This is a genomic window from Bosea vestrisii (assembly GCF_030144325.1).
Classification (GTDB): Bacteria; Pseudomonadota; Alphaproteobacteria; order Rhizobiales; family Beijerinckiaceae; genus Allobosea; species Allobosea vestrisii_A.
In genome coordinates, this window is sequence record NZ_CP126307.1 from 2,877,694 (window position 1) to 2,896,453 (window position 18,760).

General features: G+C 62.3%; 25 protein-coding genes and 5 pseudogenes. 15 read left to right on the forward strand and 15 right to left on the reverse strand.

What is annotated here, in order from left to right:
• Positions 1–363 precede the first annotated feature (363 nt).
• Positions 364–1,239 (reverse strand): hypothetical protein, encoded by an 876-nt coding sequence (locus QO058_RS14230; protein WP_284172723.1) that lies wholly within the window; start codon positions 1,237–1,239, stop codon positions 364–366.
• Between the two features lie 357 nt (positions 1,240–1,596).
• On the opposite strand from QO058_RS14230, the gene QO058_RS14235 reads away from it, so the two are divergent.
• From QO058_RS14235 to QO058_RS14245, 3 genes are all read left to right on the forward strand, one after another.
• Complete coding sequence (locus QO058_RS14235; protein ID WP_284172903.1) at positions 1,597–2,016, forward strand: DUF1236 domain-containing protein; 420 nt, start codon at positions 1,597–1,599, stop codon at positions 2,014–2,016.
• 82 nt (positions 2,017–2,098) lie between these two features.
• Positions 2,099–2,221: a hypothetical protein gene (locus QO058_RS14240; protein WP_284172724.1), complete on the forward strand. Its 123-nt coding sequence runs from the start codon at positions 2,099–2,101 to the stop codon at positions 2,219–2,221.
• Positions 2,222–2,447: 226 nt separating this feature from the next.
• Positions 2,448–2,744 (forward strand): hypothetical protein, encoded by a 297-nt coding sequence (locus QO058_RS14245; protein WP_284172725.1) that lies wholly within the window; start codon positions 2,448–2,450, stop codon positions 2,742–2,744.
• Positions 2,745–2,920: 176 nt separating this feature from the next.
• On the opposite strand, the gene QO058_RS14250 is transcribed toward QO058_RS14245, so the two are convergent.
• The 3 genes from QO058_RS14250 to QO058_RS14260 form a co-directional block, all read right to left on the reverse strand.
• On the reverse strand, positions 2,921–3,160 hold the full coding sequence (locus tag QO058_RS14250; protein WP_347976499.1) for a hypothetical protein: 240 nt from the start codon (positions 3,158–3,160) through the stop codon (positions 2,921–2,923).
• Positions 3,161–3,255: 95 nt separating this feature from the next.
• A complete protein-coding gene (locus tag QO058_RS14255; RefSeq protein ID WP_284172727.1) occupies positions 3,256–4,182 on the reverse strand; it encodes a manganese catalase family protein in 927 nt (308 codons plus the stop codon).
• A 53-nt stretch (positions 4,183–4,235) separates the two neighbouring features.
• The gene (locus QO058_RS14260; RefSeq protein ID WP_284172728.1) at positions 4,236–5,405 is read right to left on the reverse strand and encodes a zinc-dependent alcohol dehydrogenase; all 1,170 of its coding nucleotides are present in this window, start codon (positions 5,403–5,405) and stop codon (positions 4,236–4,238) included.
• 726 nt (positions 5,406–6,131) lie between these two features.
• On the opposite strand from QO058_RS14260, the pseudogene QO058_RS14265 reads away from it, so the two are divergent.
• Together QO058_RS14265 and QO058_RS14270 are read left to right on the forward strand one after the other, a co-directional pair.
• A pseudogene (locus tag QO058_RS14265) lies at positions 6,132–6,413 on the forward strand (ATP-dependent DNA ligase); the annotation flags it as partial.
• Between the two features lie 75 nt (positions 6,414–6,488).
• Positions 6,489–6,731 carry a DUF6894 family protein gene (locus tag QO058_RS14270; protein WP_284172729.1) on the forward strand — a complete coding sequence of 81 codons (243 nt, stop codon included), beginning with the start codon at positions 6,489–6,491 and terminating at the stop codon, positions 6,729–6,731.
• Positions 6,732–6,984: 253 nt separating this feature from the next.
• On the opposite strand, the gene QO058_RS14275 is transcribed toward QO058_RS14270, so the two are convergent.
• From QO058_RS14275 to QO058_RS14295, 5 genes are all read right to left on the reverse strand, one after another.
• Positions 6,985–7,227 carry a DUF6894 family protein gene (locus QO058_RS14275; RefSeq protein WP_284172731.1) on the reverse strand — a complete coding sequence of 81 codons (243 nt, stop codon included), beginning with the start codon at positions 7,225–7,227 and terminating at the stop codon, positions 6,985–6,987.
• A 4-nt stretch (positions 7,228–7,231) separates the two neighbouring features.
• Entirely contained in the window at positions 7,232–7,456 is a 225-nt protein-coding gene (locus QO058_RS14280; RefSeq protein WP_284172733.1) for a hypothetical protein, read from the reverse strand.
• Positions 7,457–7,581: 125 nt separating this feature from the next.
• On the reverse strand, positions 7,582–7,791 hold the full coding sequence (locus tag QO058_RS14285) for a cold-shock protein (protein WP_284171741.1): 210 nt from the start codon (positions 7,789–7,791) through the stop codon (positions 7,582–7,584).
• 305 nt (positions 7,792–8,096) lie between these two features.
• Positions 8,097–8,372 carry a hypothetical protein gene (locus QO058_RS14290; protein ID WP_284171740.1) on the reverse strand — a complete coding sequence of 92 codons (276 nt, stop codon included), beginning with the start codon at positions 8,370–8,372 and terminating at the stop codon, positions 8,097–8,099.
• Between the two features lie 57 nt (positions 8,373–8,429).
• Positions 8,430–8,675 carry a hypothetical protein gene (locus tag QO058_RS14295; RefSeq protein WP_284171739.1) on the reverse strand — a complete coding sequence of 82 codons (246 nt, stop codon included), beginning with the start codon at positions 8,673–8,675 and terminating at the stop codon, positions 8,430–8,432.
• Positions 8,676–8,807: 132 nt separating this feature from the next.
• Between QO058_RS14295 and QO058_RS14300 the strand changes: the two genes are divergently transcribed.
• Together QO058_RS14300 and QO058_RS14305 are read left to right on the forward strand one after the other, a co-directional pair.
• Positions 8,808–9,011 (forward strand): hypothetical protein, encoded by a 204-nt coding sequence (locus tag QO058_RS14300; RefSeq protein WP_284171738.1) that lies wholly within the window; start codon positions 8,808–8,810, stop codon positions 9,009–9,011.
• A gap of 214 nt (positions 9,012–9,225) precedes the next feature.
• A complete protein-coding gene (locus tag QO058_RS14305; RefSeq protein ID WP_284172734.1) occupies positions 9,226–10,221 on the forward strand; it encodes a sensor histidine kinase in 996 nt (331 codons plus the stop codon).
• Here QO058_RS14305 and QO058_RS14310 read toward each other — a convergent pair.
• From QO058_RS14310 to QO058_RS31095, 4 genes are all read right to left on the reverse strand, one after another.
• Complete coding sequence (locus QO058_RS14310) at positions 10,218–10,571, reverse strand: response regulator (protein WP_284172736.1); 354 nt, start codon at positions 10,569–10,571, stop codon at positions 10,218–10,220. The genes QO058_RS14305 and QO058_RS14310 overlap by 4 nt on opposite strands.
• 267 nt (positions 10,572–10,838) lie before the next feature.
• Positions 10,839–11,231, reverse strand: coding sequence for a hypothetical protein (locus tag QO058_RS14315; protein WP_284172737.1), 393 nt, complete (start codon positions 11,229–11,231; stop codon positions 10,839–10,841).
• Between the two features lie 26 nt (positions 11,232–11,257).
• The gene (locus QO058_RS14320) at positions 11,258–11,545 is read right to left on the reverse strand and encodes a BrnA antitoxin family protein (protein WP_284172739.1); all 288 of its coding nucleotides are present in this window, start codon (positions 11,543–11,545) and stop codon (positions 11,258–11,260) included.
• A gap of 22 nt (positions 11,546–11,567) precedes the next feature.
• Positions 11,568–11,999 carry a helix-turn-helix domain-containing protein gene (locus tag QO058_RS31095; RefSeq protein ID WP_347976504.1) on the reverse strand — a complete coding sequence of 144 codons (432 nt, stop codon included), beginning with the start codon at positions 11,997–11,999 and terminating at the stop codon, positions 11,568–11,570.
• Between the two features lie 111 nt (positions 12,000–12,110).
• Here QO058_RS31095 and QO058_RS14330 point away from each other — a divergent pair, with 111 nt between their 5' ends.
• Positions 12,111–12,314 (forward strand): hypothetical protein, encoded by a 204-nt coding sequence (locus tag QO058_RS14330; protein WP_284172741.1) that lies wholly within the window; start codon positions 12,111–12,113, stop codon positions 12,312–12,314.
• Positions 12,315–12,435: 121 nt separating this feature from the next.
• Here QO058_RS14330 and QO058_RS14335 read toward each other — a convergent pair.
• Positions 12,436–12,713: pseudogene (locus QO058_RS14335) on the reverse strand (metallophosphoesterase); the annotation flags it as partial.
• 257 nt (positions 12,714–12,970) lie between these two features.
• On the opposite strand from QO058_RS14335, the pseudogene QO058_RS14340 reads away from it, so the two are divergent.
• The 4 genes and pseudogenes from QO058_RS14340 to QO058_RS14355 all read left to right on the forward strand — a co-directional run bounded on the left by QO058_RS14340 (position 12,971) and on the right by QO058_RS14355 (position 16,957).
• Positions 12,971–13,722 (forward strand): annotated as a pseudogene (locus QO058_RS14340) (ImuA family protein).
• Positions 13,637–15,153: pseudogene (locus QO058_RS14345) on the forward strand (Y-family DNA polymerase). The pseudogenes QO058_RS14340 and QO058_RS14345 overlap by 86 nt, the downstream one beginning before the upstream one ends.
• Positions 15,150–16,168: pseudogene (locus tag QO058_RS14350) on the forward strand (PHP domain-containing protein); the annotation flags it as partial. The pseudogenes QO058_RS14345 and QO058_RS14350, both read left to right, overlap by 4 nt.
• A gap of 462 nt (positions 16,169–16,630) precedes the next feature.
• Complete coding sequence (locus QO058_RS14355; RefSeq protein ID WP_284172743.1) at positions 16,631–16,957, forward strand: DUF736 domain-containing protein; 327 nt, start codon at positions 16,631–16,633, stop codon at positions 16,955–16,957.
• Positions 16,958–17,099: 142 nt separating this feature from the next.
• Here QO058_RS14355 and QO058_RS14360 read toward each other — a convergent pair whose 3' ends face one another.
• Positions 17,100–17,330 carry a helix-turn-helix domain-containing protein gene (locus QO058_RS14360; RefSeq protein ID WP_284172745.1) on the reverse strand — a complete coding sequence of 77 codons (231 nt, stop codon included), beginning with the start codon at positions 17,328–17,330 and terminating at the stop codon, positions 17,100–17,102.
• A gap of 162 nt (positions 17,331–17,492) precedes the next feature.
• On the opposite strand from QO058_RS14360, the gene QO058_RS14365 reads away from it, so the two are divergent.
• From QO058_RS14365 to QO058_RS14375, 3 genes are all read left to right on the forward strand, one after another.
• Positions 17,493–17,759 carry a DNA -binding domain-containing protein gene (locus QO058_RS14365; RefSeq protein ID WP_284172747.1) on the forward strand — a complete coding sequence of 89 codons (267 nt, stop codon included), beginning with the start codon at positions 17,493–17,495 and terminating at the stop codon, positions 17,757–17,759.
• Positions 17,760–17,877: 118 nt separating this feature from the next.
• The gene (locus tag QO058_RS14370) at positions 17,878–18,183 is read left to right on the forward strand and encodes a transcriptional regulator domain-containing protein (protein ID WP_284172748.1); all 306 of its coding nucleotides are present in this window, start codon (positions 17,878–17,880) and stop codon (positions 18,181–18,183) included.
• Positions 18,158–18,652 carry a DUF2285 domain-containing protein gene (locus QO058_RS14375; RefSeq protein WP_284172750.1) on the forward strand — a complete coding sequence of 165 codons (495 nt, stop codon included), beginning with the start codon at positions 18,158–18,160 and terminating at the stop codon, positions 18,650–18,652. Before QO058_RS14370 ends, QO058_RS14375 begins: the two co-directional genes overlap by 26 nt.
• The last annotated feature ends 108 nt before the right edge of the window (positions 18,653–18,760 follow it).

Genomic DNA, 18,760 nt, shown 5'->3' on the forward strand with positions numbered 1-18,760 from the left:
ACCGAAAGCGCTGCTTCCAACGCGGGCGGCTGGAGACGGTGATGAACTCGGCTCAGAGGCGCGGACTGACCCGGCTCATGCTCCGCTGGCCGCAACGTCTGACGGAACTTAGCGACTGTTGTGGCCAGAATCCGCACGTCCTTGAACTGCCCGAAGCTTTTTGAGTTGCAATAGCTTTTTGAATAATGCCTCGCGCGCTAGACGCGCGATGCTTGAGACAACCGTGCTTCGCGGAGCCGCGCTGCTAGTGGGTGGGTTGTCCAATCACCGTCGGCCTCTGCCGTCGGCAGGCCTTTTTCGTGTTTGCTGGCCTGGTAAGCAAATATCACGCTGGCGTGTTTTGCACGCCAGCGATGGCTCGGACTAGCGCGATCCAAATAGCGCGCTCAGATCTGTCTCCTCGTCGCGATGTTTGCCGCCGAGGACAGCTGCAAACCACGCTACTGCAGCCCCAGCCAAGAGCGCGGCTGCGGTCAGGAATGCGGTTATGACGGCAATTCGGCGAGCGCGTTCGGCGGCTTGCTTCGCCGTTTCCTTTGCCTGGTTAAGCTTCGCATAGGCATCGTCGATGCGCTTTTCGGCATCTTGCTTCGAGACGTTCGCGCGCGCTGCGAGCCCGTTTGCGATGTAGGTGCGGTCAGTGGGATCGAGCGCGCCGCTCGCCAGACTGCGGACCAGAATGCGAGATGCCTCCTCACGTTCCGCGGCCGAGACCGGTTCGGTCCCCGAAGAACGCATCACCGAGTCGAGCGCCGAGGCAAGTGGATCGGCCTGCTGGGTGATCAGCGCGCCCGCGCCAGTCGCGGCGGCCGTCGCCCCGGTAACGGCGGTTTTGGCAGCGCCGGTTAGAGCCGAGCTGGTAAGCATCGCAACAAGCAGCGCACCTGCAGCCCAGACGACCAGTCCGTGCGCGCCATCTCTCACATGGCGTTCATGGACAGTGGCATCGAGGCTCGGCCGGCGCATCCGCCCAGCCAAATAGCCGCCTGCCGCACAGGCAGAAATCGTCACCCAAAGCGCCCAGAGCCCGGCCGCAACCGCTAATGCAGTCAGACCGGAAGAGCGAGAGGTGTCAGCGGAGACCATCGAAAGACCTATGGCAGAGCCGAATGCCGCCATGACGGTGGTGATTGCAGCAGCTATCACAGCGCCGCCAAAGATAGGGCTCCAGTCGAGATAAGATGAGCTATTGCCGGCGCCTGGTGCGGCGACAACCACATCCGTTGTGTCCATTGCCATGACATCAACTCCTAGCGGAGGCCGAGAAACGAAAGGATGGCCAGAACGACGACGATGAGGCCGACGATGTAGATGATGCCGTGCATAGAAGTTCTCCCGCAGACGCGCCGGAAATGGTCACGCGGCAGAAAAACGAGTGCCTGTGCGGGTTGTTCCGATACAATCTATCGCTCCAGCAAAGCCCGCCACCGGATTGCGCAGATCGCAACCGAGCGTCGCGGTGAACTGCTCGTGAAGCTCAGCGGTGGCCCGTTCGGCCTGCCGGCGAGATGCGAATAGGCCATCATCGGGAGCCAGGGAACTTTTTACAAAGATTCTAAGTTGTCGGCACCGTCTGGGGGTTAACGTGGAGGTCGACTGATGAGGAAGCTCGTTCTTGTAGCCGCTGTCGTGATGTCTCCGATGGTGGCGTCCGCTCAAGGCAATCCCTCTGGTGCCCAAGGTGGCGCGGCCGGCGGTGCAGCCGCTGGCGCGGTCGGTGGCGCGGTCGTCGGGGGACCGGTAGGCGCCGTCGTTGGTGGCGTGGGTGGAGCCGTCGTCGGCGGGATTATCGGGGACAATACGCCGCGCTTCAGAACCTATGTCACCGAGCAGCGAGTTCCCTCCTACACTTACTCGGACGAAGTGCGCGTCGGAGCGGTGCTGCCCGAGCGAGGTGTGACCTATCGCGAGGTGCCCGCAGAGTACGGCGTCAAAGGGTATCGCTACACGGTGGTGAATAACCGGACAGTGCTGGTCGAGCCGGGAACCCGCAGGATCGTCCAAGTGATCGAATAGCTCAGAGTGGCCCCGTGCTTCGGCGCGGGGCCGCTTCGGCATCTAAGGGGCTTTCAGCAAGCCAACGCTTACGAGGATCGTCATGTCAAAGCTGGCGTTTGCTGAGGCTGCGCTTCTGGATCGGCTCCTTGATATCATCGCCGACGAAGGGCTGGTGGAGCGTGAAAGTTGGAACCGACGGCAACGCTCGATGAGGTCGGTTTGACGAAGGACGATCTAATCCTGGTCGCTAACAAGATCGAAACGAGAATTCGATCGGGACATGTTTCATGATGAGGAGCTGGAGGACGTGCATACCGTTGGGGGTTGCTCGATCTGATCTTGACGCGGATCACAATCAGTTCGTTCTCTCTCGTAGAATCTCCTCCATCGGCTCAAGGTCGGCCTTCAAGAAGTTAGCTCCGGCTTGACCGCGAATTGCGGCGAGCGGCGTGCCGTCGCGCCCGTCCTCCGCATTGCCCGAACCGTTCAGGGACGTAACACAGGCCCGCGCGAAAGGTTACGCTCAGACACACCCCGCCAGCGAGGACAAACATGCCCGCATCCCAGAGGTCGGCTTCGGCGGATGCGCCTTTCCGAATTCCGAGGATTGCGTCGCCGCAGAGGCGCGGATTACCAAGTTGTCCGTCGCGCCTGCCGGCTCGGATAAAAAAGCTGAAAGAGTCGGCCCGATCGATGCGGTCAATGCCTATCGGCTGAAACAGGATCTCCCGCATCCGCAGCCATGACCAAATACAATCAGCTCGCTGGAGCAGTATTAGGCGGCAACTGTGACGGGCCTCGCCAATTATCCCGAGGGTACGCCACGGGCTGACGACTCGGTAAAATGGTGCCCGATATGCCTGGGAGGAAGCGCAGCAGGACGACGCGGCGCGGTTGCAATAGGGACCACCGCTCAAGCTTGCTACGGCTTTGACAACCGCCGCACGTTAGCGCGCACCTTGCGCCGGTAAGCTTTGACGACAGAGCCGGGATGGGCGCCAGCCATCAACTTGCCGGTGGCTTGCATCGCAGCTGACACCTTTTCGTCCACCATCAGCCTGGCTTCCCGATCACCAGCGGTCCCACCGGCGCACAGCTTGATCGTGCGCAGCCAGATCGCGTGCTGCGATTCAAAGGCGAGCATCGACAGATCGAAGAACATCTTGGACATCCGTGATGTGACCTCTTGGGTGGGGGCATGACGTGAGTTGCCCGGGGTGCTCATTGCTCCCGCGCTGAGCACCCCGGGCCGCCGGGTTACCGAGAGGCCTTGTAAAGCTTCGTCGCGATCTCGAACATTTCCTCAGGCGCATAGTCCGGGGTGAATGCCGATGGAACGCCAGTGAGCTGATGAATCTTGCCGCCATCCGGCATGCCTTCGACGACCTCGAGCTCTCCCGGCGGGTCACCCGGCAGGGCGGTCTCGCCGTTACCCCAGATGCCGGACATTTCCTTGTAGTCCGAAGGGCTGAATGTGTAGAGGCGCCGGTGCGAGCCTTCGGCGAGATATTTCTGGGATTCAGGAATCTTGTCGAGATTGATGTTCGGGGTCGGCAGCATCTTTTCGATCTCGACGCCAGTGATCTGCTTCAGCGCCAGCGCGTAGGCATGGGCGTGAACCGAGCCCCGGACCAGCAGGTAGCCGCACACCTCGCGGCCAACCGGATCGGTCAGTGTCTCGTAGACCCGAAGCTTGTGGAGGCGAGCGCCGCATTCGAGATGAAAATTGTGCAGCAGGTCGGTCACCACGTTGCCGGTGGTCGTGATGAAGTCGTTGTTCCAGGAAGCGCCATTGGCGTTGACGGGAGTCGCCCCGCCAGCGTTTGAGAGGAACGCCGTCGCCAACCGGATATCCTGCATCGCATTGTAAGGCGCGTTGGTGATGTCGCCGCCGTCGCCCTCGTCCCCGTCAGGCTTGTCAGGCCCGTTGTTGAGCATGGCAACGCCGTTGCTGACCAGCTCGACATGCCCGAGCTCCTCGGCCGTAATGCTCGCCACGAGATTGTAGAAGGGACGCAACTTGTCCTTGCTGCGAAAATTGAAGCTCTGGAACATGTAGTTCCCGAGGGTCGACATCTCGCCGTACTTTCCTCCGAGCAATTCCTGGAGCGCAGCTGCGGCGTTCTGGTCTTTCTTCTTGGGCGCAGGGATGTCTATCTGAAGTTTATCGACACGTAGGAACATTATCACCTCCTCATTGGCCCCAGCCGATTTGGAGTGTGCGGGCGAAAGCCCGCCTATGGCCGCAAGACGACTTTGATGACGCCGTCCTCCTTGTCGCGGAATTTTTTGTACATCGCAGGCGCGTCTTCGAGACTGGCCGGATGCGTGACGACGAAGCTGGGGTCGATCAGCCCTGCTTCGATCTTCTCAAGCAATGGTTTTGTGTAGGCCTGGACGTGGGTCTGACCCATTTTGAAGGTCAGGCCCTTGTTCATGGCTGCGCCGATCGGAAGCTTGTCGGCCATGCCGACATAGACGCCCGGGATCGAGATGGTGCCGCCTTTGCGGCAGCACATGATGGCCTCCCGAAGCACATGCATGCGATCGGTGGCGAGGAACGTTGCAGCCTTCACCTTGTCGAGAATGGCATCTGCCGCACCGTGTCCGGAAGCCTCGCAGCCGACCGCGTCGATGCAGCTGTCGGGCCCGCGGCCATTGGTCAGGGCCATGAGCTGGTCGTAGACATCGGTCTTCGAGAAATCGATTGTCTCCGCGCCACCGGCTTCAGCCATTGCCAGCCGCTCCGGTACTTCGTCGATCGCGATGACGCGGCCGGCGCCGAGCATGAAGGCCGAGCGGATCGCGAACTGACCGACCGGTCCGCAGCCCCAGACCGCAACGAAATCGCCGTCCTGGATCTGGGCGTTTTCGGCGGCCATGTACCCCGTCGGAAAAATGTCGGACAGAAACAGCGCCTGCTCGTCGCTGACGCTATCGGGCACCTTGATCGGCCCGACATCGGCCATCGGCACGCGCAGATACTCGGCCTGGCCGCCGCTGTAGCCGCCCATCATATGGCTGAAACCGAAGAGACCAGCTGGCGATTGGCCCATGGCCTCCGCCGCCATCTTGGCGTTCGGATTGGTCCGGTCGCAGGCTGAAAACAAGCCCTTCTTGCAGAACCAGCAATCGCCGCAGCTGATGGTGAAGGGCACGACGACGCGGTCACCGATGCGCAGGTTGGTCACCTCTGAGCCTAGCTCTACGACCTCGCCCATATTCTCGTGTCCGAGAATATCGCCACTTTCCATCGTCGGCTGGTAGCCGTCCAGGAGATGCAGGTCAGAGCCGCAGATCGCGCAGCAGGTGATCTTGATGATCGCATCGCGGGGATGCTGAAGCTGCGGGTCAGGCACGGTGTCTACCCGCACGTCACCCTTTCCATGCCAACAAAGTGCACGCATGCGTCATCCTTCCAAACCGGGTTGAGAAAACCCCACCGCGCGTCGGAGGCTGACGACCTGCCCGCAATGCCGAGCATCACCACCCAACAAAGGGAGTGTCGATCTGTTCCTTTGGTGTAGGCGTTTAACTGCGGGCTCGTGCCTAGAGACCAGCGCGGTCCGCACGATCCCTTGAGCTGTCAGCTGTCAGCAGCGCCACGCAATTTTGGCGGAACAATGCTCTTTCGGCTCTGTTACTTGGTGCGCCGCGCCCATCAGCGCCTATGCCTTCCGTGAGCCAGATGGGCAGGCGTCCGGCAATGGACGAGGCTTGGTGCCATGCGCGGCCAACTGTCCGCCCTGCCTGGCCAGCTGCGCTGCTGCTCCAGAGGGATTTGCCGTAATGATGGAGCGGGCAGGACGTTTAGTGAGTAGGCGGTTTTTACTCGCTCTCTGGTGCAGCGGCGTTGGCGCTGCTGCTCGCGCGGGGGTCAGAGCTTAGATCAGCAACATCGCCCTCGAAAGATACTCGCAAGCGTGAGTTAGGAGAACTCTGATCGGCTCAGTGCTGATGTCCGCTTCCGGACGGTCGCTCAACGTCGGCTCCTGGCGCATCGCGGCGATATGGCGTCGTCCCGATGTGCGTCATAGAGGCGATCAGCGCCGGCGAACCGACCCCGGGAAATCGGCCGCGGACCGAATAGATGGAGTTGACCCTATGATTGAACGAATTGGCATGGCGGAACGCTGGAGCGATGTCGCCTGGCGGTTCACCGCGATGCGAAGGGTGTGCGCGTCATCACCCGCGGGGGCCATGACTGGACGCATCGCTTCCCATCGATCGCGGCCGAAGCGGAAGAGCTCGACGCCGGCAGCTTCATCCTCGACGGCGAGGCGGTGGCGCTGCAGCAGCGCCCGTTGCCCAACGGCTCGCTATCGATAGTCGCACGTGGCGTGAAGAAGGATGATCCGACGGATCCTGCGCTGTTCCCAGCGGTCAAGCCGCCGGCGCAAGGCGACCTGTTCTGATGGGCCATTGGGAGCAGACCAGCGTGGCCTATTCCGCGTCCGGGAACACGCCCACGTTCGGCTCGTTTGCTGGAAATGCAGCGTTACTTTTTCGACGTATTCAACGGCGTGTTCGAACGGGTCGATCTGGTCGGTCAGGAATTGGCTGACGAAGCGGCCGCGCGCAATCTCGCTCTCCAAACCTTGGCCGACATCGCGCACGAGACCCTACCTCGCGGCGGCGAGGCTCTAATCACGGTGAGAGTTCGGCGCAATGACGCGCCCATCTACAGCGCATCGATAGCTCTTGCAGATCAGTGGATGCGGCTCGACTCGTAGCCGCCGTATCAGCGCCAAGCGCCCGAGAGTAATCCGTAAGCCCCGACGACGAACTGCGCGACGATCAACGCCGCCATTGCCACCGAGTTCGGCGGATCATTGTCTGGTCGTACCCTCGGCCTAAACTAACTAGCCTGCGCTGTGTTCGCTTCCAGCTCCGCCAGCGGGCACTGGGAGGCGTATGACGAGATTTGCCTCGGTGCACGTTGAAGTTTCGATCTTCGTATCGACTGCAGGATCGGTGCCCGCGCTTTTACGAATCGAGGCGTATCCATTGCTCACCGAGGGTCATCGTCGCGCTGTATAATGTCACGCTGTTGCGCCGCACGCGGACAGTGATCCGAGCTTCACCGCCGCGGAGAATATCTACTTTGGCGATATCAGCTAAAGTCTGCAAAGCTAGAGTGCGAGCAGCCGCTTCATCCTGCAACTCACGGCCTCCGATATCGACGCAGTCAGACTCGCCATCGAAAATATCGAAGAAGTAGCGCGGCATAAGCTTATAGAACTGGCTTCTTTCGCTTCTTCGGCGCCGCTACCGACGCCGCTTGTCTTTCCGCCGCCTCCTTCTCCAGACGCTGATACCTCTGCCTGGCCATGTTCACATCGCGTTGATGAGCAATGCTGTCGAGCTCAGAGGTGATCCGATTCCGCGCGAGCGACTGGGTCTGGGTCTTCATGAAATTGTTCTCAGCGCTGATGCGCTGTGTCGATTGCTCAGCCATTCCAAATCCCATCTAGTGCGGCATGCGCCAAGGACATAAAAAAAGGCCAAGCATTGAGCTTGGCCTCCCGGGAACTGCTGTCGGCAATGCCAGTACATCCGTGGTCATCACCGACGAGAGTTCGATCACGCCGTCTGAAGCTGCTCGGCGGCCATCTTGCCGGAACGGTTGTCCCGAGCGACCTCGAAGCCGAGCTTCTGGCCCTCCTGGAGGTCGCGCATGCCAGCACGCTCGACTGCAGAGATGTGAACGAACACATCCTGGCTGCCGTCGTCAGGCTGAATGAAGCCGAAACCCTTGGTGGAATTGAACCATTTCACTGTGCCGGTGGTCATGAAAAACCCTCCTTTTGGCAAGACCTGTCGTTCGCCGAACAGGGTGCTCGGCGAATTCAGAACGATTTCGAAAGGGGGAGATTATCAGAACCGCGCCAAAGCGCGAAAATAACAACGACCGACCAACAAATATCGACGAACATCAACCTAAGCGCGGCTATCACGATTGTCAATCAATATCGCTAAGACTGGAGGTTACATAAAAAAGCCAGATGGACGCAGCTGCAATGGCAGTTGATCGGTCCGCGTCGCTTAGCAAAAGCGGTTGCTTAAGCCGCCTGCGCATGTTCCTCCTACGCCCCATCTTACTCCTTTTTACCAATTAGACGGTTGAAAGCCTCGGTGATGGGAATGCGGGGACTACGCGGCTCGGCGGGTCGGTTTCCGTTCGGCGCTGCGTCACTGATTTGCGATTCCCCGATAACCCGTTCCCGGTCATCGCTACCTCTCACGCGATACTGGGGCTCGCCGTCAGTTTGAAACGGCAGCAGGCGCGTGACCTCATACAAGCCGACTGCATCATGGTCGTAGAAACCAAACGCAAGGCGAACCTGGTCTCCAACTGCGTAGCGGTGCCCCATTTTACGCTCCTCTGTGCAAAGCCTCAGGCGGCGTCTACTCCGAGGATCCGGCGAGGTTCATCCGTCAGATCGGGTGATCCTTCGGCCTGTTGGTTCAATCTCGAAATTGTGCTCGTCGATGCACTTCACCGCTGTGCCGTCATCAAGCGCGTAGTCGGTGATCCCTAGGAAGGGGTACGGCCGGTAGGCGATCACAGTGTAACGATTGCCGTCCTCGTCCCGGAAGACTGCAGGTTGGATCGCCGGGGCGGATTCCGCACGTTCCCTGGTGACTCCGCCAGTCTTCTCAGGTTCCTCACTCATCGCGATCACCTAATGCATCAGAGCTCAAAACTACCGGCGGGCAAGGGCTGTTCCGACCGCGTATTAGATTCTCTCCTCAGTTTAGGAACGCCGGTGGCCGGTTAACGTTGAGCGCTCTGAGGAGCTGCCGCTATGAACGAGCCTGATCTCCCTTCCAATGCGACGGCGGCCGAGCAGATCGCTTTTCTCCGCGCTGCAGCGGCAAGGTGCCGTCGCCTGGCCAGCGCCACCGCCGATTTAGATTTGACCGGCACCTTGCTGGCGATGGCAATGGACTACGACACAAAGCTTCAGGCGCTCATCCATTCTTCGGAGGCAGCCCGGGACGAGCCTTGAGGATGCGAGGCCGCCGCATATCGGCCCGCCAGATGCCGCTCTCGACCCTTTGCTGACATCTGCACGGCAACTCCGGGCAGCCCAATACCATCGGGAGCCAAGCAACCGGGACCGATGCCGACGTTGGCGAGCGCCCTTTTATGACATAGTGGAGGGCGCACATATCCGATAGTGAGGACAGTCTTCCTGATCCATCCCCGTAGGAACTCCCCTCGTGCCCGCATCTAACCCGAACGCGTGGAGCGCGACAGCGCTGCGTCGAGCCATCAGCGCCGCGGGCGTTGCCCTGTGGTCGTGGAACGTCGAGACCGACGCGTTCGCTATGGACGACCGCGGTTTCGAGCTTTGGGCCTTGGATTGGCGCGACAGCGTCAAGTTCGAGGACCTGTCGGCACGCATCCACCCGGCCGACCGGGATCGGGTCAGGGCGGCGTTCACGGCGACCCGCGCCATCGTCGGCGCTTACGAGATCGATTTCCGCTTGATCATCGGCGATGACATCCGCTGGGTCTCGGCCCGCGGCATCGGGGACGACGGCGTGGCGCAGGAAAACCTCGCCTACGGCATTTTCCTTGACGTGACCGGGCGCAAGCAGGCTGAGGAAGGCCATGAACTCCTCGCCGGCGAGATGAGCCATCGAGTCAAGAACCTGCTGGCTATCGCCTCGGGGCTAACGCAGATCTCTTCCCGATCGACGACAACGGCCAAGGAGATGGCCGTAGAGCTGACCGCTCGGCTGACGTCGCTGGGTCGTGCCCACGACCTGGTTCGTCCGCTCCCAGGTCACCAGGGCAAGGCCGCGCTGCTGGGTGACCTCCTATCAATCCTGCTCTCGCCCTACGAGGACACGGGCGCCTTCAGCGGGCGCATCCGCGTTGCGGTGCCTCGCATGGGCGTCGGCGAGGGGGCGGCTACAACGCTCGCCCTTGTCATGCATGAGCTCGCGACCAACTCTCTCAAGTACGGGGCACTGTCGGCCGAGGCCGGAACGCTCGATATCTCGGGCAGCTCCGAGGGCGACGATATCAGGATCGTGTGGGCTGAGCGCGGTGGACCGCGGGTCCAAAAGGGAACCGGCGGCACAGGCTACGGCAGCCGCTTGGTAGAGCGCGGCGTCTCAGGCCAGCTTGGTGGCTCAATCGAATACGACTGGGCAGAGGAAGGCTTAATAGCGACCCTGCGGCTCAAGGCCGGCAAGCTGGCGGCTTAATCGACCTCGGCCAAGACTCTTAAGAGGTCGTCTTCGGCGTAGGGCTTCCTGAGAAACACGGTCTTTTCCGGCATGTCGGCTACAAGCGGCGAGACGCGCCCCGATGCCAGGATCAGGACCGCCGGAGGCCACCGCTGGCGAACTGCATGGATGAGCTTCAGGCCGTTCATCGATCCTGGCATCTCGATATCCGAGAACACAACGCGTATCTCCGGCCGGGTTTCCAGCAGGGTGATTGCCTCATCGGCGTTGGAAGCCTCGATGACGACATATCCGGCGTCCTCGATGACGGCTGCCGTACTCATCCGGATGATGAGCTCGTCTTCGACGACAAGGACAGTCTTTGTCATGCGCGCTTTCGTTAGCCTAACAACGAAGAACTGCCGCCAAATCGAATGGTTGCCGACCGATGGAAATAAAACGGGCGGTAATGCCCGCATTGCGTTGGTGACCCGATGAGAGCCGCCACTCTAGCGAGAATTAGAGGCGCACCTTAAGTCCAAAATCGCGATGTGATGCCGAACTCTCAGCGATAATTGTTTCATGATTATCAGCGAGCACGCAAAACCGCCTCGTGAGGGAGGTCGCAATTCTTAGAAGATCCAATTGGCCATCGATTAAGACCGCTTGCAGGTCATGATTGTCATCGCCGCCGCCACGTTCGGGGAGCTGCTTTTCGATCTCTCGATAGATCGCTTCGGCGAGCCGCTCGCAATCGCACGACATGCGTAATCCGGTCCTTCGATTTCTGCCTTTTCAACAGATGGGATCGGAATTTTTGAATGAAAGTCCCTGGGGCGCATGCGCAGGAAACCGTACTGGCGATACGCTTTCCGGCTCCTCCAGCGTACCGCTATGCGGTTGCCGAACCGCCCCGAGGACCTTCGCGCCGAACTGCCGATGATTGACGAAAACTGTGTCGCGCCGAACTCAGCCTCACCGATCGCGCGGCTCAGACGGCGCGGCGCAAGGCCATCCATCTTGAACTGCATTCCGAAACGGCGCAGCACGTCAGCGGTGGCCTTTGCGCCGAATCTCAGCCGTCGTTTGACGAGTTTAGTTCATCTGGCCCGAGGCCCTCGTCTGCCGGGGCCGGCAATGCCTTGCGGAGAACAGCGTTGATGCGGTCCTGCCAGCCAGGGCCACCGTCTTGGAAGTGGGCGAGCACCTCGCTATCGATCCGAAGCGTGACCACTTCCTTGGCGCCAGGCACGACAGCGCGCTTTGAGACTGGCGCGGGCGTCACTGGAGCCGGAGCCTTGAACAAGGCCTCCGCGCTTTCGCGCGCACTGGTGGGGCGGCGGGTCGTTCGATCGTTGTTCATTCAATCCTCATGAGAACCTGGTTCACTTCCGGGCGCGCCCCTTGTCGCGCGCCTTCTCCACCATTGCTGGTTCGCCCGTGAGCGCGCCGCGTCGCTCGGCCTTTTCCTGCTTGGTCGCGTCCATGCCTGTCATAGCGTCGTCCGCTGCACTTGCAGCTTGCGAGCGAGCCTCGACGGCCTGGGCTTCCACATGAGCTGGCGACGCCCTTGGACCATCCGTACGCTTCGCTAGCCTGACGCCTGGCTGGCCATGGTTTAGAAACTCTACGCCGGCCGCCTCTAGCGAGGTCTGCACGCGTTTAATCGTATCCAGCCCACTGGTCAGCGTTTCCGCACCCTTCCACTCCATCTTGCGGATCGTCGTCACAGCGACGCCAGAGCGCTCGGCGAGGTCGGCCTGCTCCACCCCGACCAGAGCGCGCGCCGCCTTAAGCTGATGTCCGGTCGTAAGCACTTGAACTCCCCCACAATTCCAATAGTGATTATAATAATCACTTTACGCTTGACTGAAGTGCAAGCATGAGTGATGATAAAAATCACAGAAGGCATGCCTAGCAGGTTAATAATGCTCCTCGCAACCCTCTCTTCCGATCGCATCGGCGAAGGGCTCTATCTAATCGACGTCATGCGAGCTGCAGTGGTTCACCGCTGCCAGCCCGCCGGAAACGGCACGCTCTGGCTGCTGAGCGACAACAAGGCCTACAGCACCCACACAGTCACCCGCGAACAGTGGCCGAAAGCGTCCTCGCCAAGCTGGTCGCTGGCGTGAAGGTCCGTGACGAGGACAGCCTGCGAGCGCTTTCGCGCCAGTAACCGACACGCCATCAACATCGCTGGAGAAGACCAATGCCGAACATCACCGTTCCGGCAGCCGCTATCGGCTTGCCTGCTCGTGTACCAAAGGTGAGGATGCCGGCGTCATGCAGTCGACGGAGCTGCGCGGCGATGAAGCCGGCGGTCTTCATGGAGGTCTGGTCGCCGTCGTAGAGGTCGGCCGAAATCAGGAGTGCGTCGACCTTTTCGTGCAGGCAGAGATCGACGGTTGCGACAAATGCCTTTCGCGTGGCGTTCGCGACCAGATCCGCGAGCTCCGGGCTTCGCAGCGCCAACGACCTGAGCAGGCATCGATATGCAGGTCCGCGCAATGAACGAAGCGAAAGCTGGAAATGACCTTCGGGCTCCCATCCCCTCAGGATTTTTGTGGACCGAACATTACGCGAAGGCAAATCCCGCCGGTAGGAACGGCCGGGAATTGTCCGCTGCTAATTCCGGTTTCGAACCCCTTCAGCGCGCTGTTTCACCCAGCTGGAGCGCGTGGGGTCGGCACGTTCTTACTGGGAAGCGACCTCCTTGACTCCAGGCGGCCAATGATAGAACATATCAGGAACATGCTGATCAACCTACGCCCGGAGGTCAAGTACGAACGTGCGGCCGGAGCCCGCCATCGAGTCATTGCGCGCGCAGATCGAGAAGATCGAAGGCCGAAGCCGGCGCGTGAAGTCGGTTCTTCCGTTCGGAATTGCCGCGCTCGACGCGCGACTCCCCGGCGGCGGCCTCGCGCGTGGCGCGCTGCACGAGGTGGCCGGTGGCGGTAATGGCGCAATCGATGGCGCCGCCGCCGCGCTCTTCAGCGCAGGCGTCGCCGCCCGCACCAAGGGCAAGATCCTCTGGTGCATACGCGGCCTGACCTCTTTGCTCCCGCAATCGCCCAGGCGGGGCTGGCGGCCGGCCGGGTGATCTATGTCGAGGCCGGGGACGACAAGACCGTGCTCGCCTGCATGGAAGAAGGCCTGCGGCACGGCGGGCTCGGAGCAGTCCTCGGTGAGGTGGCCCGGCTTTCCATGACGGCTTCGCGCCGCCTGCAACTGGCTGCGGAGGGCGGCGGCTCGATCGGAATCGCGTTGCGGCGTTGGCGACGGCAGACGGAGGCGATCGATTTCGGACAGCCGACGGCGGCCATGACCCGCTGGCGCATCTCGCTGCTCCCATCGACGCCGCTGCCCGTCCCGGGCCTCGGACGCCACCGGTGGCTGGTCGAACTGATCCGCGCGCGTGCCGGCGAAAGTGCAGATTTCGAGTTGGAGGCGTGTGATGACACGGGTCGTCTCGCTGTCCCTGCCGAGCTGGTCCACCGACCGGCTGCGGCGGAAGGCTGGCGACGCGGCGCCTCCGCCTGAGGCGCCGCTCGTCCTGATAGGCCGCGATGGGAACAGGCGGGTGGTGCTGGCGGCGGACGCCGCCGCTCTAGCCGCCGGCCTGCGGCCAGGCATGCCCGTCACGAAAGCGCAGGTGCTGGTGCCGGGCCTGATCGTCCAGGACGCCGATCCGTCAGCCGACGCGGAGGCGCTCGATAGGCTCGCCATCTGGCTCCTGCGTTTTGCTCCCATCGTTGCACCAGATCCTCCGGACGGGATCGTCATCGACTCGACCGGCGCCGACCATCTCCACGGCGGCGAGACGGCGATGCTGGACGGGCTGATCGGACGCCTCGCCATGTCCGGCGTCACGGCCCGCGCAGCGATCGCCGACAGCTGGGGCGCGGCGCACGCACTCGCCCGATACGCCGCTCGACCGACGATCATCGCGCCGCCCGGACATGGCCAATCCATCCTCGAATCCTTTCCGCTGAGCGCTCTTCGGATCGCCGCATCGATCGCTGACGGGCTGCGAACGCTCGGCTTCGAGCGGATCGGCGATCTCCTGGCGCTGCCGCGTGCGCCACTGACGCTGCGCTTCGGGCCCGAGATCGGCCGCCGGATCGACCAGGCGCTTGGCGATACCGCCGAACCGATCGAGCCGATCCGGCCGGCCGATCTCATCGAGGTTCGTCGAGCCTTCGCAGAGCCGATCGGCGCGCCCGAGACTATCGCGCGCTATATCGGCAAGCTGGTGGTCCAGCTCTGTGAGCTGCTGGAAGAACGGGGGCTCGGCGCCCGCCGCCTCGATCTCATCTGCCACCGCGTCGACAATCGGTCCCAGGCGGTTCGCATTGGCACAGCGACGCCGGTTCGCGACGTCAAACGGCTGACGCGGCTTCTCTGCGACAAGCTCGAGACGATCTCGCCCGGCTTCGGCATCGAGGTGGTGACGCTCTGCGCCACGCTCGCCGAACCGCTCGAGCACAAGCAGACCGTCAGCTCGCTTGTCGAGGAAGGCGCACCTGACGTCTCTGACCTGATCGACACGCTGATGAACCGCGTCGGTGAGCGCGCGATCTATCGCCTCGCCCCGGTCGCGAGCGATGTGCCCGAGCGCTCGGTCTGCCGCATTCCAGCGACGGCGGCCGATACGGGGGCGAGCTGGCCCGGCCACTGGCCGCGGCCATCCCGCCTGCTGGCCCACCCCGAGCCAGTCGAGACCGTAGCGCTTCTGCCCGATCACCCGCCGGTGTCCTTCACCTGGCGCGGTGTGCGCCGGCGCGTAAAGCCGACGGTCCCGAACGCGTCTTTGGCGAATGGTGGAAGCGCGATGCCGAGCTGGTCGCCGTACGTGACTACTTCCGCGTCGAGGACGACGCCGGCGAGCGCTACTGGCTCTACCGCGCGGGTGACGGCGAGGACGCCGCCACTGGCTCGCATCGCTGGTTTCTGCATGGGGTGTTTGGATGAGCGGGCCCCGCTATGCCGAGCTCCAGGTCACCTCGCATTTCAGCTTCCTGCGAGGCGCCTCTTCTTGCGAGGAGCTCTTCTCCCAGGCCGCGCTCGCTGGGATCGAGGCGCTCGCCGTCGTCGATCGCAACTCGTTGGCCGGGATCGTCCGAGCCCATGAGGCCGCCAAGAGCACGGGCGTGCGCCTCGTCGTCGGCTGCCGGCTCGACCTTGCCGATGGCACCTCAGTGCTCGTCTACCCGACCGACCGGCCGTCCTATTCGCGCCTGTGCCGGCTGCTCTCGCTCGGGAAGCAGCGCGCCGGCAAGGCCAAGTGCCATCTCGAGTGGCCGGATCTCGTTGCCTACGGTGAAGGCCTCGTCGTGGTCCTCGTCCCAGGCTTGGCGGACGACGAGTGCGCCTTCCGTCTGCGGCGCCTGCGTGACGCCTTCGGCGATCGCGCCTATCTGGCGCTGACGCTGCGCCGCCGGCCGAACGACCAGCTCCGGCTTCACGAGCTGTCGAACCTGGCCGCGCAGATGCGCGTGGCGACCGCGGTGACGAACGATGTGCTGTTTCACGAGCCGGGCCGCCGGATCCTGCAAGACGTGGTGACCTGCATCCGCCACAACGTCACCATCGACGCCCTCGGCGATCGTCGCGAGCGCCATGCCGATCGCTACATCAAGCCACCGAGGAGATGCATCGGCTGTTCAGCCGATATCCCGAGGCGCTCGCCAGAACGCTGCAGATCGCCGATCGGTGTCGCTTCAGTCTCGACGAGCTCGCCTACCAATATCCCGAGGAGCGTGACGATCCAGCGCTCACCCCGCAGGAGACGCTGGCGAAGCTCACCTGGGAGGGCGCCGCTCAGCGCTATCCGGAAGGCGTGCCCGATAGCGTGCGAGCGACCATCAACCACGAATTGGCGCTGATCGAGAAGCTCGGCTACGCCCCTTGCTTCCTGACGGTGAACGCGACCGTCCACTTTGCCCGATCGAAGGATATTCTTTGCCAGGGCCGCGGTTCGGCCGCCACCCGAACAAGCGGTCGTCATTTGGAGCGCTGCCTGGACAAAACCATGTCTCGGCGGCGCACAGGACACCTGGGGCGGCGATCTCCGAGAGCGCGGTGGAAGGCCCCGGTGCAGCAGCGTAGGCCTGCCGGGTGGAGACGAAGCCGGTGATCATATGGCGGCGCCGCTGCCGATGCGTGAGGGACGCCAACTTCTCCGTTATCTGACCGTATCACGATCGCTCCAAACGGCCTCTTCAATGGCCTGATCCGGCCGAAGGCCGGCTGCGCCTCGATCGCCTATGACGCAACAGCGGCGTCAGACTTTCTTCCCCTGCCGGCTGCGCCGCCATTCCGCGCGAAACAAGAAAGTCCTCCTTTGCTGTCAGGCCCCTTCGGGGTGCGCCGTCGATCGCCTCCGGACTGCCGATCGCCATCGAGGCCGCAATGGTGCGGGCTCGGAACGGAAAAACGGAGATCTACAATGGCGACCATCGGCACCTTCAAGAAGACCGGCTCGAACGAGTTCACCGGCGAAATCGTCACCCTCAGCGTTCAGGCCAAGAACGTGCGCATCGTCCCGGACACCCGCGCCAGCGGCGAGAACGCTCCGAGCCACCGGGTCCTCGTCGGCCGCGCCGAGATCGGCGCCGCCTGGTCCAAGCGCTCTAACGAAGGCCGCGATTACCTCGGCCTCAAGCTCGACGATCCGAGCTTCACCGCCCCGATCTACGCCAACCTCTTCGAGGATGAGGACGGCGAGGCCTCCAGCCTCATTTGGTCCCGCCCGAACCGCCGCAACGGAGATTGAGGCGCCGAGACAAGGCCCCGCCCGGTTCGATCCGGGCGGGGCACCTTCGGCTGGCAACGTCGTGATGGAAGAAGGCCGACCGCATCGTTGGACGTTGATCACCCAAAGACCCGTTCCTGCGTCGGAGCAATATCCGATGCACCTACGGGCTCTTTCGAATATGAGCCGCCCGCTCGAGCAGGATGGCTGCGTCGACGCCGAGCGCCGCTGCAATCTGCCCAAGAACTGTCACGCTGGCCGATACATCTCCTCGCTCGATCGCGCCGATATATCGCGCGCTTAGACCAGCGCGATCCGCCAGTTCCTCCTGCGTCATCTCCTTGTCATGGCGTATCCGACGCAAGTTGACCGCCATGACCTCCTTGAGGTCCATGGCGTAACGGGAACCAGTGTCGGAACTATCGTTCCAGGAACGATAGTTCCGATTCGTCTTGTTGCGTGCTACTCATCTGTCGCTTGTCAGTTAGGTGTTGAAGATTAAAACGACTCCAGCCTGACCAATAGGTCCGATGCTGGGCGTGGGGAGAATGTGCCTATGGCGCAATCGGATTTTGCGGACGCTCCGCCGAACAGCGACGAATTGACCGACTATGACCGCAAGCACATGAAGCTCTATCTGCGCTTGCTCGATGCGTCGGCCGATGGCGCCGATTGGCGTGAAGCCGTCCAGGTCCTCTTCGAGCTCAATGCCGAGCAAGAACCGGAGCGCGCCCGCCGCGTCCATGACAGCCACCTCGCCCGAGCCCGCTGGATGACGACGCACGGATATCGCGAGCTCGTTCGCGAGGGCTACCGCCACTGAGGCGAGGTGATGCTCCGCCGGCAACACCTGTTGCCGACACGCGGACTTCCGCCAGCCAACTCAACCGGGGATGGTGGTCAACTCGATACAAATCAGAATGCGATACTGGAGGATTGCGATGTCGCAGGACATCTCCCGGTGGCGATCGTCATCGAGCTACGACTATGTCGACCATCTGACAGCGCCCGAGATCGGATGGGAATGGCTGCGGCGCAACGAGGACTATCAGCGCGACTATGCTGACTTTAGCCGGGAGACGCCTCCCACGACGGAGCTGATCGAGCGCGCCAGCCAGCAGTGGGGTTTACGATTTCCCTACAAATCCCGCGCTGAACGCCACCGAGACGAATATCTTCTGGCTTCCAGAGGCCGATACCGGCTCGATCATCCTTGCGTCTGTGCCGCCCCTCCTCTCGACCGATAGCAACGTTCCCAAACCGCTGGCGGTACCGGATGCTCTGATCACGCAGGATGGCGCGCATCACCTGCATGACCTCGGCAATGGCCAGCGCGTTCATATCGTCCAGCCCGCCGATACCGCTGGCGACCAACCGCTCGCGGCGCTAATCCCGCTCGGACTTGACGGCTTCGACCGCGTGGAGGCGGTAGCGCGACTTCTGGCATCCCTCCACGGCCGCGTCATTCCGCCGGACACGCGTCTGACGCGTCAGCAACTGGCCCGCGCCCGGCGCATGCTGAGGGCCGTTGATGGCGCGCGCGACGGGGCGACTCAGCAAGAGATCGCAAAGGTGATTTTCCGCACTGGAAAACTCATTCGCGATGAATGGCAAGCTGCCTCCGCGCGCCATGCCGTTATGAGCCTTCTCCGGGATGCTCGCGCCATGATTGCCGGCGGCTATCGGAAATTGCTTCGTCATCGCCGGCGACCATAGCTCCGCCAGTCGCGACCGCCGTTGTGGGAATTTAGCTTCCCCATCTTCCCACTGCATCTCACCGGTTTCACTTCGCCATCGTGGCCTTCGCCAGCCGCTGGACGCCAG